At 66.2% G+C, this 12,376-nt stretch carries 13 protein-coding genes; 11 read left to right on the top strand and 2 right to left on the bottom strand.

What is annotated here, in order from left to right:
• Nucleotides 1–129 precede the first annotated feature (129 nt).
• From CKO40_RS19060 to CKO40_RS19080, 5 genes are read left to right on the top strand one after another with little or no spacing between them, the layout of a single operon-like run.
• Nucleotides 130–762: a hypothetical protein gene (locus CKO40_RS19060; protein ID WP_200348032.1), complete on the top strand. Its 633-nt coding sequence runs from the start codon at nucleotides 130–132 to the stop codon at nucleotides 760–762.
• A complete protein-coding gene (locus CKO40_RS19065; RefSeq protein ID WP_200348033.1) occupies nucleotides 759–1,769 on the top strand; it encodes a MotA/TolQ/ExbB proton channel family protein in 1,011 nt (336 codons plus the stop codon). Before CKO40_RS19060 ends, CKO40_RS19065 begins: the two co-directional genes overlap by 4 nt.
• A complete protein-coding gene (locus CKO40_RS19070) occupies nucleotides 1,759–2,145 on the top strand; it encodes an ExbD/TolR family protein (protein WP_200348034.1) in 387 nt (128 codons plus the stop codon). The genes CKO40_RS19065 and CKO40_RS19070 overlap by 11 nt, the downstream gene beginning before the upstream one ends.
• Before the next feature lie 34 nt (nucleotides 2,146–2,179).
• Complete coding sequence (locus CKO40_RS19075; protein ID WP_200348035.1) at nucleotides 2,180–2,653, top strand: ExbD/TolR family protein; 474 nt, start codon at nucleotides 2,180–2,182, stop codon at nucleotides 2,651–2,653.
• A gap of 13 nt (nucleotides 2,654–2,666) precedes the next feature.
• The gene (locus CKO40_RS19080; protein ID WP_200348036.1) at nucleotides 2,667–3,752 is read left to right on the top strand and encodes an energy transducer TonB; all 1,086 of its coding nucleotides are present in this window, start codon (nucleotides 2,667–2,669) and stop codon (nucleotides 3,750–3,752) included.
• 93 nt (nucleotides 3,753–3,845) lie between these two features.
• Here CKO40_RS19080 and CKO40_RS19085 read toward each other — a convergent pair whose 3' ends face one another.
• Both CKO40_RS19085 and CKO40_RS19090 read right to left on the bottom strand, forming a co-directional pair.
• Nucleotides 3,846–4,541: a DUF6064 family protein gene (locus CKO40_RS19085; RefSeq protein WP_200348037.1), complete on the bottom strand. Its 696-nt coding sequence runs from the start codon at nucleotides 4,539–4,541 to the stop codon at nucleotides 3,846–3,848.
• Nucleotides 4,542–4,589: 48 nt separating this feature from the next.
• A complete protein-coding gene (locus CKO40_RS19090; RefSeq protein WP_200348038.1) occupies nucleotides 4,590–5,504 on the bottom strand; it encodes an aldo/keto reductase in 915 nt (304 codons plus the stop codon).
• A 284-nt stretch (nucleotides 5,505–5,788) separates the two neighbouring features.
• On the opposite strand from CKO40_RS19090, the gene CKO40_RS19095 reads away from it, so the two are divergent.
• The 6 genes from CKO40_RS19095 (at nucleotide 5,789) to CKO40_RS19120 (ending at nucleotide 12,316) form a co-directional block, all read left to right on the top strand.
• Nucleotides 5,789–6,751 (top strand): YihY/virulence factor BrkB family protein, encoded by a 963-nt coding sequence (locus CKO40_RS19095; protein ID WP_200348039.1) that lies wholly within the window; start codon nucleotides 5,789–5,791, stop codon nucleotides 6,749–6,751.
• A gap of 38 nt (nucleotides 6,752–6,789) precedes the next feature.
• On the top strand, nucleotides 6,790–8,034 hold the full coding sequence (locus CKO40_RS19100; RefSeq protein WP_200348040.1) for an META domain-containing protein: 1,245 nt from the start codon (nucleotides 6,790–6,792) through the stop codon (nucleotides 8,032–8,034).
• Nucleotides 8,031–8,588 carry a gamma-glutamylcyclotransferase gene (locus tag CKO40_RS19105; protein ID WP_200348041.1) on the top strand — a complete coding sequence of 186 codons (558 nt, stop codon included), beginning with the start codon at nucleotides 8,031–8,033 and terminating at the stop codon, nucleotides 8,586–8,588. Before CKO40_RS19100 ends, CKO40_RS19105 begins: the two co-directional genes overlap by 4 nt.
• Nucleotides 8,589–8,666: 78 nt before the next feature.
• A complete protein-coding gene (locus CKO40_RS19110) occupies nucleotides 8,667–9,542 on the top strand; it encodes a TauD/TfdA family dioxygenase (RefSeq protein ID WP_200348042.1) in 876 nt (291 codons plus the stop codon).
• Nucleotides 9,543–9,823: 281 nt separating this feature from the next.
• On the top strand, nucleotides 9,824–10,507 hold the full coding sequence (locus tag CKO40_RS19115) for a DUF2076 domain-containing protein (RefSeq protein WP_200348043.1): 684 nt from the start codon (nucleotides 9,824–9,826) through the stop codon (nucleotides 10,505–10,507).
• 303 nt (nucleotides 10,508–10,810) lie between these two features.
• On the top strand, nucleotides 10,811–12,316 hold the full coding sequence (locus CKO40_RS19120) for a protein adenylyltransferase SelO (protein WP_200348044.1): 1,506 nt from the start codon (nucleotides 10,811–10,813) through the stop codon (nucleotides 12,314–12,316).
• Nucleotides 12,317–12,376 lie beyond the last annotated feature (60 nt).

Here is a 12,376-nt window from a genome sequence, read left to right on the forward strand (position 1 = left end):
CCCCGCACCGGTTGTACCGCAAACGAACGCCCGCGCGATAATGGCAGCGATAGGACGGCCATTGAACCCGCCCGGGCCGGGCCGCTCCGGCTCGGTTTGACCTCAACCTCAAGATGACGGAATCCAATCATGTCGACTCCGAATCCTCTAGAACCGAATCCGCGTCCGGCCGAACATCACCGCAGTCCCTTTAGCGGCCCGGCCGGTCTCATCGCCGGTCTGATCGCCGGTCTGATCCTCATGTTCCCGCTCGTCAGCCTCGCTGAAGATGCCCCCAACGACAATGGCGGCGGGGCCGAACAGAGCAGCCCATCAGAAGAGAGCGCCACGTCCAAGCAAGACGCCGCACCCGAACAGTCGGCTGAGCCGGACGAAGCCGGCCCAGCCCAGGAGGCGAGCGCGTCTGACGAGCCCGGCCGCCTCGGCGTCGAGCTGAATCGGCTCGAACAACTCGACGGCTCCTGCCGCGTCTACCTGGTCTTTCAGAACGGTCTCGGCACCCCCCTGGAGGCGTTGCAGCTCGAGCTGGTGCTATTCGATGACCAGGGCTTTATCCAACGCCGGTTGACGCTGGATGCGGCGCCAATCGCCGCCGACAAGACCAGCGTCAAGCTGTTCGATCTGGCTGACACCCAGTGCGACGAGATGGGTCGCATCCTCGTCAATGACCTGCTCGAGCTCGCCGGCCCCGAGGGTGAATTACCCAATGAGGTCTCTCAGCTCGAGCTATCGACGAAGCTCGAGGTCGAGCTGTTCAAATGACAGACAGCGCTGGGACACCATCAGCGAGCCAGGCGACGGCAACGAGCAGTCCGGCCCCACCCGGAACGGAGCCCGAGATCAACACCGATCCGGCGATACCCACCGCCCAGCGCGCAGCAGATTCGGCGCCAGCAGATGCGCTGAATCCTTCTGCACAGGCGATCGATAGTGGTGCAAGCATCCCGGCCTCCTCCCCCGAGGCGTCGCCTTCGCCGGCCGGGTCCGGAACCGTCGCCACCGAGCTCGCCGACGGAATCGGAGCCTCTACAGGCTCACCGGAAGCAGGCATGCTCGGTGAAACCTTGGGGAATGGCGGGCCCGTGCTGCTCGTGCTCGCGTTGCTGTCGGTCGCCGCCCTGTCGATCCTGCTGGTCAAGCTGTGGCAGTTCGCGCGCCTGCGCCTGAATGCCAGCGAGCCAGCCGATCGCGCGCTGCGGTTTTGGTACCAGTACGCCCCGAGCAAGGCGCTCGCCGCAGTCGAGGGCAGCACGCAGCCGACCGCACGGTTACTGGAACAGGCCTTCCGCGGACTGGCCTTGCCCAGCGTCGATATCCAATTGCTGCGCGAGGAGCTGACCCGCTTCGCCACCGCTCAGCTCGAGCAATTGCGTGCCTGGCTCAGGGCGCTCGAGGTGATTGCGGCCCTGAGTCCGCTGCTCGGGCTGCTCGGCACCGTGCTCGGGATGATCGAGGCGTTCCGCCAGTTGGAGCTGGCCGGCAGCCAGGTGAATCCTGCCCTTTTGTCGGGGGGGATCTGGCAGGCCCTGCTAACGACCGCGGCCGGTCTCGGCGTCGCGATCCCGGTCGTCCTGCTGCATAGCTGGCTCGAACGGCGGGTCGAGCGCTGCGGTCATCAGATGGAGGATGCGCTGACGCGGGTCTTTACCCGCGGCATTGTCGAGCCTCGCAGGCCGGATTCTGCCAACTCCATCAGGAGCCCAGGCCTCGCCCCGAAAGAGGCCATCCCGAAGGAGCCCACCACCGCCGGCATCCGTCATGCACTTTGAACTGCCGCGGCCACCGCGCCGGCGCCTGATCACCCTCACCCCACTGATCGACGTGGTCTTCATCCTACTGCTGTTCTTCATGCTCGCCTCACGCCTGACTCAGCTCGACGCCATTCCGGTCGATGCGCCCGCGCGTGCCCAGGCGGCGACCCCGACCCCAGCGTTGCTCCTGCGCATCCATGCCGATGGGCAGCTCGATCTGAACGGCGAGCCGATCCCCGCAGGCGAGCTCGAGCCAGCGCTCAGCGGCTGGCTGGAGCGCGCACCAACATTGCGCGTGCTGTTGCAACCAGCCGATCAGGTGCCATTGCAGACGACCCTAGGTGTGTTCGACAGGGTCGCTGCCGCCGGCGTGACGATCCTGCGGCTGCAGTAGCCGCTACACTCAATCGTCGATTGATACCAGCGTTATGCGATTCAACGAACCTCATCAGCCACGCGACCTCGAAGACACCTTGATCCCGTTGATCAATGTCGTGTTCCTGATGCTGATCTTCTTCATGCTTGCCGGACAGGTGCGCGCGCCGGACGCCCTCCGTATCGAGCCACCCCGCTCGGACCAAGGCCAGTCGGACAGTACCGGCGCAATCCTGGTCCTGCTCGACGCGTCCGGCCGAGTGGCTTTAGACGGCGAGGTGCTCGCCGATGAGGTGCTCGCTGAACGGATCAGTCAGCGCCTCGCCGCCTGGCGCGCAACCCAGCAACAGGCAGGCGGCTCCAGCGCGCCGGAAACAGTCTCCACTGACGCGGCTTCCACCGCGCCAACCGTCACCCTGAAAGCGGATGCCCAGGTACGCCATCGGCAGCTGCGCCAGCTGCTCGATCAGCTGCGCGCGGCCGGGGTCGAGCAGGTGCAGCTGCTGTCACAGCCCGCTGCGCGCTGAACGGGGTATCAGCATGGAGATCACCCCCCGACAATGGCTGGTCGCTCTATTGATTGCTGGCCTTGCGCATGCAGCGCTCGCCTATGCGCTGGTGCAGGCAACGATGCCGATCGCTGCGGCGCCGAACGGCATCCGGCTCGAGCTCGGTACGGGCGACCACCCAGCGCCGCGCGGGTCGGATGCTGAGCAGGGCGGCGGTGCGCTGCGGCCGGTGCCGGCCGAGCACGGCAACGAGATTACTCAGGCCCTTGAGCCGCTGGGCGCTGAGGCGCTGAGCGCCGAGCTGGATTCGGACCACCCCGTTGAGCGCCTTACTGAGGACCGAGTCGAGACCCGACCCCCGAACGAGCAGCTCGTTGCTAAGGCGGCCCCCAACAGGCCTGTTCCCAGGCCAGCATCCAAGCCGATGCGAGCGCCAAGACCCGAGCTATCTGAGAAGCCAGCGCCGACCCGACAGGTGGGCGAACCGCCAGCGGCATCTGCACATCAGCAGAGGCCGCACCAACGCGAGCTGAGTACCGAGCCGCTGCGGCGCAGCACGACAAGCGATGACCATCGCGAGGAGGCCATAGCGACGGCCCGCACCGAGGTCGCCGGTCGCCGGAGCACCTTGCGCAGCACGTCAGCCAACACTGCGCCGCAGTCAGGCAGGACCACCAGCTCCACCCCTGCTTCGACCCTGCCAGAAGCCGGGCACGGCGGCGCAGACGGTCAGCATGAAGGGAGCCGCGGCCGAGCGGATGGCAGCGACGGCGGCCGAGGCAAAGGTGGAAGTGGAAACCGTCCCAGCGGAGGCGGCAGCAGCAAAGCCGACGCCCGCAACTACTACGGTCGGCTCGCGACCTGGCTCGCACGGCACAAACGCTACCCGTTGCAGGCACGCCGTCTCGGCCAGGAAGGGACTGTTAAGGTGACCTTCACCGTCTCACGCAGCGGGCGGGTGCTGGCCAAGCACATCACTCAGAGCTCTGGTCATCCGTTGCTGGATTCTGAAGCCCAAGCGATGTTGGATCGCGCTTCCCCGCTGCCGAGGATTCCGGCGAGCCTAGGCCGTGACAGCCTGACCATCAGCTTGCCGGTGGCATTCGCGCTGCGGTGAGGATCTCGAAGGATCCCCACTGAATGGCATGAACGGCAGTCTGTCGCTCGCGCGCCCATCCCGCCGCAAGCTGGACAGGCTCAGCCAACGCTGTCATTGCCGATGAGTTCGTCTGGTCCAAGCGTCAAGACCAATCACGATGATGCCGACCACCGCGGCCAGCCCTGGCACCAACCACAGCGGATCAATCAGTCCCAGCCGCAAGACGGCCGATATCAGGCACCAGAGGATCGGCACCGGCATCAACAGCAGCCGCAGCCTTGGGGCCATCAGCGCGGCGAGGCCGAGCGTCCCGATCGCCGTCGTATCCGGGGCGGTGCCAAACAGCGCAACCATGGACCACGCTCGGCCAGCTGCCAGTTCGACGAGCGGCAGCACCAGCACCGCGAATGTCAGCATGCCGTAGCCAAGCCATCGGCCCGGACCGAGCCGATCCGTCACCAAGCGCGGCGCTGGCTCCGGATACATCAAGGCTGCAGCGGCCAGCAGCAACCCGCTCTGTAACGCGAAGGCGAGCGCGAAGAGCTCGGCCGCCCAGAGCAGTGGCGCCAGCATCTCGATCTGGTAGGCCCAACTGATCCAGAGCCAGCTCGCTCCGAAGGCGGCGAGCACGACCCGCTGGCGCCAGCGTCTAGGCTGCCACAGCAGCCACAGCGACAGGATGCCACTGAAACCGCCAACGATCACGGCGAGACCAAAGCGCAGGTTGTAGCGCTCGGCCAGGCGCAGGAAGGTCTCCTGCGTGAACGGCAGAAAGTCGGTGATCGAGTAGCTCAGCCAGTCAGCCATTGCTCAACGCCCGCTTGGTGACTCGGCAAGCCAGATTTCGGCCGTCTTTCAGAGCGCTGCGAAGTCGGCGGCCATCCGGCGGCGCAGCGCCGCATCGGGCAGAGGCTCCGTGGCAGCGGCCATATTCTCCCGCATGTGCGCGACCTGGCTGGTCGCCGGGATCGCGCAGGTCACGGCCGGATGAGAAACGATGAACTTCAGCAGGGCCTGTGCCCAGGTCTTGCAGCCGATCGCGGCGGCCCAGCTCGGTAGAGGATGGCCTTCGGCTCGATGGATGAGCGCCTTGCGCCGGAACGGCCGGTTGGCGATGACGGCAATCCCGCGCTCCTGGGCCAGCGGAAGCAACCTTTGCTCGGCCTCACGGTCGACGATATTGTAGGTCAGCTGAACGAAATCGACTGGCTCATCGCGCATCACCTGCTCGAGCTCGGCATGCCGCCGCCCGTGCGAGGTCGTCACCCCGATGTAGCGTACCCGTCCCTCGGCCTTCATCTGCTTCAGCGTCTCCAGATGCGCGGACCAAGCGAGCAGATTATGGACCTGGAGCAGATCAAACCGATCCACGCCCCAGAGGTCTTGTGATTCGGCGATCTCGCTCGGTCCGGCCCGACCGGAACTGGTCCACACCTTGGTCGCCGAGAACAGGCCCTGGGTCTGGTCGAGCCGCGGCAGCACATGGCCGAGCACCGCCTCCGCCGAGCCGTACATCGGCGAGGAATCGATCATGCCGCCGCCGGCTGCGAAGAAGGCGCGGAGGATCTCGGTTCGGACTGCCAAGGCATCCGGATCATCGCCGACATTGAAGGTGATCCAGGTGCCCATGCCGACGACCGGCACCCGCTCGCCGCTGCTCGGGATCGGCTTGGTCAGCGCAAGTGCAGCGGACGAGGCCGAGACTGGATAGCCGTTCGCCGCCAACGCGGCGGTGGCAAGTTGCAGAAAGCGTCGGCGGGTGAGCTTCATCTTCGCCAATGATCGACCCTCACAGTTGCCGTCGTTCAGGCATCCGACAGGCCAGACGCGCCCGAGTTGCGAATACTGTTCGCCATTCGCGTCGAAAGCCGTTGGCTGTGGGCCCTCCCGCCCAGCGATCCGATCATCATGCTTCCTTTGCCAACACAAGCCGTTGCACACTCGCACAAGCCCGGACCCCCACTGCGGAGAGGACGACACACCGATGCAAAGCTCCAAGCCGGTTCAGATGGCAGCGGCGCCCGCAGCCGACCAGCGATGGGAAAGCGAACCTCATGATGCCGCAGACTGATGCACGCTCGACCATCGCGCTGATCAATTGCCTGCTGTGCTTCGTCCGGCGTGTCCTGCAGCACTTCAGCCGTAATCGGGGCCTGCTGCTCGCGGGCGGTGTCGGCTACAACATCCTGTTGTCGATCATCCCGCTGTTCGCAGTGCTGGCGGTCACCCTCTCGCACGTGGTCAGCGAAGAGCGGCTGCTCGAGGTGATCGCCCTGCAGGCGCGCTTGTTGACGCCGGGGCGCTCAGAGCTGCTCATGGAATCCCTGCGCTCGCTCCTCGCCCAACGCCAGATGATCGGCTGGGTCGGCTTCGGCGTCATGCTGTTCTTCAGCTCCCTTGCATTCCGGATGCTCGATGATGCCTTCGCGATCATCTTCCATCGCCATCGGCGCTCCAGGTCGCGGCGTTTCTGGGTCGCTGTGCTCCTGCCCTACCTCTACGTTGCCGCGCTCGGCGTCGCGCTGTTCGGGCTGACCGGCTTGGTCGCACTCTTCAATGCGATGGACAGGCTCGATCTCAGTCTGCTGGGCGTGCATTTGCCGCTCTCGGCCGCGGCCGTATTCGGGCTCTGGGCGTCGAGCTTCTTGGGCGTCGCGGTGCTCTGCGCCTCGGTCTACAAGATCCTGCCGGTGGTGCCGATCCATACCGGTCGCGCCTTGGTCGGCGGATTGGTCGCGGCAGCGCTCTCGGAGCTCATCCGGCTTGCGTTGGTCTGGTGGTTCGCCAAGGTCTCGATGGTCAACCTCGTCTACGGCTCGCTCGGCACCGTGGTCATCCTGCTGCTCTATCTAGAGGCCGCCGCGGCCATCTTGCTACTCGGCGCGCAGGTGATCGCCGAGCTCGAGCGCAGTGCCGAGGCGGGCCTGCACTGGCATCAAGACCCGGACTCGGACGCAGAGCCAAAGCTCAGTTCTGACTGCACGCCGGCACTGTTCAGCCGTGATGCGAGCGATTAGCATCGGCTCGAGCTAGCCAAACCTCGGAGCCGACCCTGATGTACCTGCCTGTCTTCCTGCTCAGCCTCATCCTGCTCGCCGCCAGTGGCATGGCTCAAGGCGATGATGGGATGCGGACCCTGACCGGTGAGCTCTTCTATCTGCAGCGGATCGCACTGACGCCAGACAGTGTCGCCGTGGTGGAATTTCGCGACGAGCAGGGCCGCGTCCGCGCCGATTCCCGCTTCCCGACCGAGGGGCGCCAGATCCCACTGCCCTTCGCTCTGCGGGTGCCAATCGATACCAGCGGTCAGCTACGCGGCGCAATCTGGAGCCATGGCCGCCCAACCTGGCTGAGCGATCCGCTGGCCGTCGCTGCCGGCACCGAGCCGAGGGATGTCGGCGAGATGCGCTTGCATCAGTTCAAGCCCATTGGCTTTGGCTCCCGCATGGTCTGCGGCGAGACCGAGGTCGAGATCGGATTCATCGACGACCACGCGCGCCTGCGCGTCGACGGTGAGACCATCGATCTGCACCCGGCGGTAGCGGCCTCCGGCGCCCGCTTTGAAGCGAAGGGTGACCCGGGTACCTTCTTCTGGTCGAAGGGCAATACGGCCCTGGTCGGCCTGCAAGGCGAGCTGCTGCCCGAATGCGTCCCGGCAGTACCCGCGGAGCCTGACCCCTTCTCGGCCAGCGGCAACGAGCCCGGCTGGACGCTGCAGCTCAACGGCGGACAGATCCGGCTCAGCCTCGACTATGGGACGCGCGAGATCGAGACCGCACTGCCGCCCCCGCAGCAGGACAACGGCGCGACCCGCTATGTCTTGCCTGACGCAGGCATAACCGTCACGGTGCGCGAACAGCTCTGTCGCGACGATATGACCGGCATGCCGCATCCGGCCAGCGTCGTCGTCGAGACCGATGAGCGACGCCTGCAGGGGTGCGGAGGAGACCCTCGCGACCTAATCGAAGGGGCCGAATGGACGGTGAAGACCATCGGTGGCGAAGCGGTTCCAGATGAGGTCACTGTAACGCTGCAGTTCCTCGAGAACGACCGCGTGGCCGGCAGCAGCGGCTGTAATCGCTTCATGGGAGGCTATGAGCTGACCGGTGAAGGGATAGCCTTCGGCACCCTCGCCGGCACCATGATGGCCTGCCCGGAGCCGCAGATGGAGGTCGAGCAGCAGTTCCTCGAGCTGCTGCAGCAGGTCGCCCGCTTCGAGATCGATGCGGGTGGGATCGATGCGGGTGGGCGGCTCGCCCTTGAAGCCAACACCGGCCAGCAGATTACCGCCGAGCGTTGAACCGAGAAGCGACAGTTCATTACCTCGCCTTCGGCTCCAATATGTTGAGCACCCGCCTGCAGGCGCGCACCGATTCGGCGCAGGTGCTCGGCACGACGGAGCTGCGGGGCTGGCGACTCGCGTTCCATAAGCGCGGCGCGGACGCATCCGGCAAGGGCGATATCGTACCGGCGACGGCATCCGATCGGGTGTTCGGCGTCGTCTATCGCCTCGCCGAGGCACAATTGCCGACCCTGGACCGGTTCGAAGGCCCGGGCTATCGCCGCACCGAGATCGAGGTCGACCTCGACGGCACAGCGACCCGGTGCCTGACCTATCGCGCCATCGAAGACGCGATCGACGCGATGCTCAAGCCCTACGACTGGTACCACGAACTGATCTTAGCCGGCCTGCTCGAGCATGGCGCAGATGCCGCCTACCTCGAGCATGTCCGCTGCCAGCCCTGCGCAAGCGATCCGCTACGCATGCGTCCGTCACGCCGGCGGGCTCTGGCCGCGCTACGCACCTTCATCGCGCGCAACCCCGGGCTCGCTGCGGGGCTTCAGACGCGCTGATGAACGGGAAAAGCCGTAACGATTGTGCGAGAATCGCGCCTCGTTTTCACCGAAAGCAGTCTTTGACGAGCGCATTCCGTGTCCGATTCCCCGTTCGATCTGGCGGCCGATACCGCCTACCGGCGCTGGCGCGATGCCAAGCTGGCCGCAGCACCCACTGAGCTGAGCGCGCTCGTCGTCGAGGTCGAAGATCCGCGCCGACTCACACCTGCCCAGCACGATGCAATCCTGGAGCGTTGCCAACGCGCAAACATGGCCATCTACGTCGGCAAGACCGGCGATGATCCCGACAAGGCGATCCCGACCGCCCTCGGCTCGGCCTTCGGCCTGCATCGGCTCGACCATAATCGCGGCGCCGACGAGGATGCGATTACCTCGTTGACGGTACAGACCGATACCGATCACCGCGACTTCATCCCCTACTCCAACCGGCCCATCGCCTGGCATACCGATGGCTACTACAATGCGCCGGAGCAGCAGATCCGCGGTCTGTTATTGCACTGCGTGCACCCAGCCGCGGACGGCGGCGCCAACGATCTGCTGGACCACGAGATCGCCTACATCCTGGTCCGAGATCAGTCCCCAGATTACATCCGTGCGCTGATGCACCCCGACTGCATGACCATTCCAGCCAGCTACCGCGACGGTGAGCAAGTACGCCCGGATCGGACCGGCCCGGTCTTCTCGGTCAGCCCGAGCGGAAGGTTGCACATGCGCTACACCAATCGCCCGCGCAACGTCGTCTGGCGCAACGATCCACTCACCACCGAGGCCGTGGCCTATCTCAAGGATGTGCTCCATCGCGACACGCCCTGGCACCTGAGCGGTCGGCTGGAATCCGGCTGGGGTCTGATCTCCACCAACGTCCTGCATACCCGAAGTGGCTTCACCGATGGCGCCACGCCGAGGCTACTCTACCGCGCGCGCTATTACGACGAGATGGCACTCGGCTGAACCTGCACCGAACCCAGAACCCCGAACCCAGAACCCCGAACCCCGAGAGCCGATCACCCGCGGCCAACAGACGCGCTTGCGAGCGACTGCTGATCGATCCGCTCTGATCCACCGCGGTCTCGAGGTCGAGCCCGGCACCGCCGGCGCGCAAGACAAGCTATCGCACCCGAAGCCGGAAACAGCGAGCAGGCACCTGGCGCCACTTGCATGCGAGCGCCAGTGCCCTAACGCTTTCGGGGCAGAGCAAAACAGCGTTGTCACCAGACTGAGGTAACGAAGCGTTGAACCAACAAGAACGTGAGATGATCGATGGCCTGTTCGACCGCTTGCGCCAAGCCGAGCAGCAAGGCGAAGCGCGCGATCCGGAGGCCGAGGCATTGATCCAGGAGCACATCGCCAAGCAACCTTCGGCCTCCTATCTGCTCGCCCAGGTCGTGCTGGTACAGGAGCAAGGCCTGCGCAACCTGCAAGACCGGGTCGAGCAGCTCGAGAAGGAGCGGGCCGAGCGGCCACAGACCTCAGCGGGCGGTTTCCTCGGCGGGCTGTTCGGCGGTGCCCCGCAGGCGAAGCCGACGGCGCCCCCGCCTCCGCCCGGTGCGAAACCATCCGCGACGGCCGCAGCCCAATCCAAGCGCTCAGGCTGGACCAACCCCACCGATCCGGCCGTCGCCCGCTCAGGGATGGCACCAGGGACATCTGGCCAGGCCGCATCGGCTGGCCGCGGCGGCGGCTTCATGGCTGGCGCGATGCAGACCGCGATGGGGGTCGCCGGTGGTGTGCTGCTCGCCAATGCCGTCACCGGGATGTTCGCCGACGACAGCGAGGCCGCCGAGACCGCAGCGCCCGCCGACGAGGGCCTGGAGCCGCCCGCCGATGAACCGATGGTTGATGAGCCGATGGAGGCACCGCCGGAGGAAGACAGCGGTTTCTTCGGCGACTTCTTCGGGGGCGACGAAGAGTTCTAGACGCAACCTGGACTCATCCGGCGTTCCTGCTTTCCGACGTTCCTGCTTTGGGGCCTGTCGGTCCGCAGTTCCCGACAGGAACGCGCCTGCGTGGAACGGGAGCGCGGGCACGCACCTGTGCTCGCGCTTGACCCAGCCAAGTTCCAATGCACTTGAAGGGTGCTTGCACCGAGGTCGGTGTTGAGACCGGTTGGCGCCGCCCGCATGCTCCGCGTAATAACCTAGTCCTGCACTCGGGATTCTGCGCTGCGGCGTAGGCCCGATCGTAGCGACGGCCCGGCAGCCTCAGGACAGCATCACGCGATGAATCAAGCCCTCTCCCAGCCCGTCACGCCTCGCTTCGCATTCGATAACAGCTACGCTCGGCTCCCCGAGGTCTTCTATGCGCGTGTGGAGCCAACGCCCGTCGCGCAGCCGACTCTACTGCGGCTGAATCACTCGCTCGCCTCGCAGCTCGGCCTCGATGTCGAGCTGCTCGCGACCGAGACCGGCGCCCAGATCCTAGCCGGCAACCTGATCCCCCCCGGCGCCGAGCCGCTGGCGATGGCCTATGCCGGCCATCAGTACGGCCAATTCGTGCCGAGTCTCGGCGATGGCCGCGCCATCCTGCTCGGCGAGCTGATCGACCGCGACGGCGTCCGTCGCGATCTCCACCTCAAGGGGTCCGGGCGAACGCCGTTCTCGCGGATGGGCGACGGCCGCGCGGTGCTCGGGCCGGTGCTGCGCGAATACGTGCTCGGCGAGGCGATGCAGGGACTCGGCATCCCGACCACTCGGGCCTTGGCGATGGTTGCGACCGGCGAGGAGGTCTATCGCGAGCGCATCGAGCCCGGCGCGATCCTGGTGCGCGTCGCGGCCGGCCATACGCGGGTCGGCACCTTCGAGTACTTCGCGCGCCGTGGCGATCGCGAGGCGGTCCGCCACCTCGCCGATTACGTGATCGACCGCCACTATCCGGCCTGCCGTGACGCCGATCGGCCCTATCGTGCACTGCTCGAGCAGGTCGTCCAACGCCAGGCCGACCTGATCGCGCGTTGGATGCTGGTCGGCTTCATCCATGGGGTGATGAACACCGACAACACGGCCATCTCCGGCGAGACCATCGACTATGGCCCCTGCGCCTTCATCGATGCCTTCGATCCGAAGGCGGTCTACAGCTCGATCGATCGCTTCGGCCGCTATGCCTGGGATCAGCAGCCCAACATCGGGCTCTGGAACCTAACACAGCTCGCCAACTGCCTGCTGCCACTGCTCGGCGACACCGAAGAAGCGGCCCAGAAATCAGCCCGCGCCGCGCTCGATACCTATGGTGGCGCCTTCGAGCAGGCCTACTACGGCGGCCTGCGGGCGAAGATCGGGCTCGCCGATGCCCGCGCCGGCGACGACGACCTCGCGCTCGACCTGCTCGGGCGCATGGCGCAGCAGCAGGCCGACTTCACCAACACCTTCCGCGGGCTCTGCGCGCTCAGCGCTGATGATCCATCGGCCGACCAGCCAGTGCGCGAGCTGTTCGACAATCCGAGCGCATTCGACGACTGGGCCCAGCAGTGGCGCGAGCGGCTCGCGGCGCAGACCCAACCCGAAGCCGAGCGCCAGGCGGCAATGCGGGCGGTCAACCCAGCCTACATCCCGCGCAACCATCGGGTACAGGAGGCGATCGATGCGGCGGCCGAGCAAGGCGATCTGGCCGCGCTCGACCGGCTGCTAGAGGTGGTCTCGACACCGTTCGACGAGCACCCTGACCACCTCGAGTACCGCCGCCCGCCGCAGCCGCACGAGGTCGTCGAGCGCACCTTCTGCGGAACCTGAAGCGCTCAGGACCACAGGCGGGGCGCCTCTCTACGGAGCCCGCATCTGTTCGGCTTCTCC

The organism is Halochromatium glycolicum (assembly GCF_016584085.1).
GTDB lineage: Bacteria > Pseudomonadota > Gammaproteobacteria > Chromatiales > Chromatiaceae > Lamprobacter > Lamprobacter glycolicus.

What these genes read in the sequence shown, in the direction of transcription:
- CKO40_RS19060 (WP_200348032.1), top strand. Translation starts at nt 130, where the DNA reads ATGTCGACTCCGAATCCTCTAGAACCGAATCCGCGTCCGGCCGAACAT.
- CKO40_RS19065 (WP_200348033.1), top strand. Translation starts at nt 759, where the DNA reads ATGACAGACAGCGCTGGGACACCATCAGCGAGCCAGGCGACGGCAACG.
- CKO40_RS19070 (WP_200348034.1), top strand. Translation starts at nt 1,759, where the DNA reads ATGCACTTTGAACTGCCGCGGCCACCGCGCCGGCGCCTGATCACCCTC.
- CKO40_RS19075 (WP_200348035.1), top strand. Translation starts at nt 2,180, where the DNA reads ATGCGATTCAACGAACCTCATCAGCCACGCGACCTCGAAGACACCTTG.
- CKO40_RS19080 (WP_200348036.1), top strand. Translation starts at nt 2,667, where the DNA reads ATGGAGATCACCCCCCGACAATGGCTGGTCGCTCTATTGATTGCTGGC.
- CKO40_RS19085 (WP_200348037.1), bottom strand. Translation starts at nt 4,541, where the DNA reads ATGGCTGACTGGCTGAGCTACTCGATCACCGACTTTCTGCCGTTCACG.
- CKO40_RS19090 (WP_200348038.1), bottom strand. Translation starts at nt 5,504, where the DNA reads ATGAAGCTCACCCGCCGACGCTTTCTGCAACTTGCCACCGCCGCGTTG.
- CKO40_RS19095 (WP_200348039.1), top strand. Translation starts at nt 5,789, where the DNA reads ATGATGCCGCAGACTGATGCACGCTCGACCATCGCGCTGATCAATTGC.
- CKO40_RS19100 (WP_200348040.1), top strand. Translation starts at nt 6,790, where the DNA reads ATGTACCTGCCTGTCTTCCTGCTCAGCCTCATCCTGCTCGCCGCCAGT.
- CKO40_RS19120 (WP_200348044.1), top strand. Translation starts at nt 10,811, where the DNA reads ATGAATCAAGCCCTCTCCCAGCCCGTCACGCCTCGCTTCGCATTCGAT.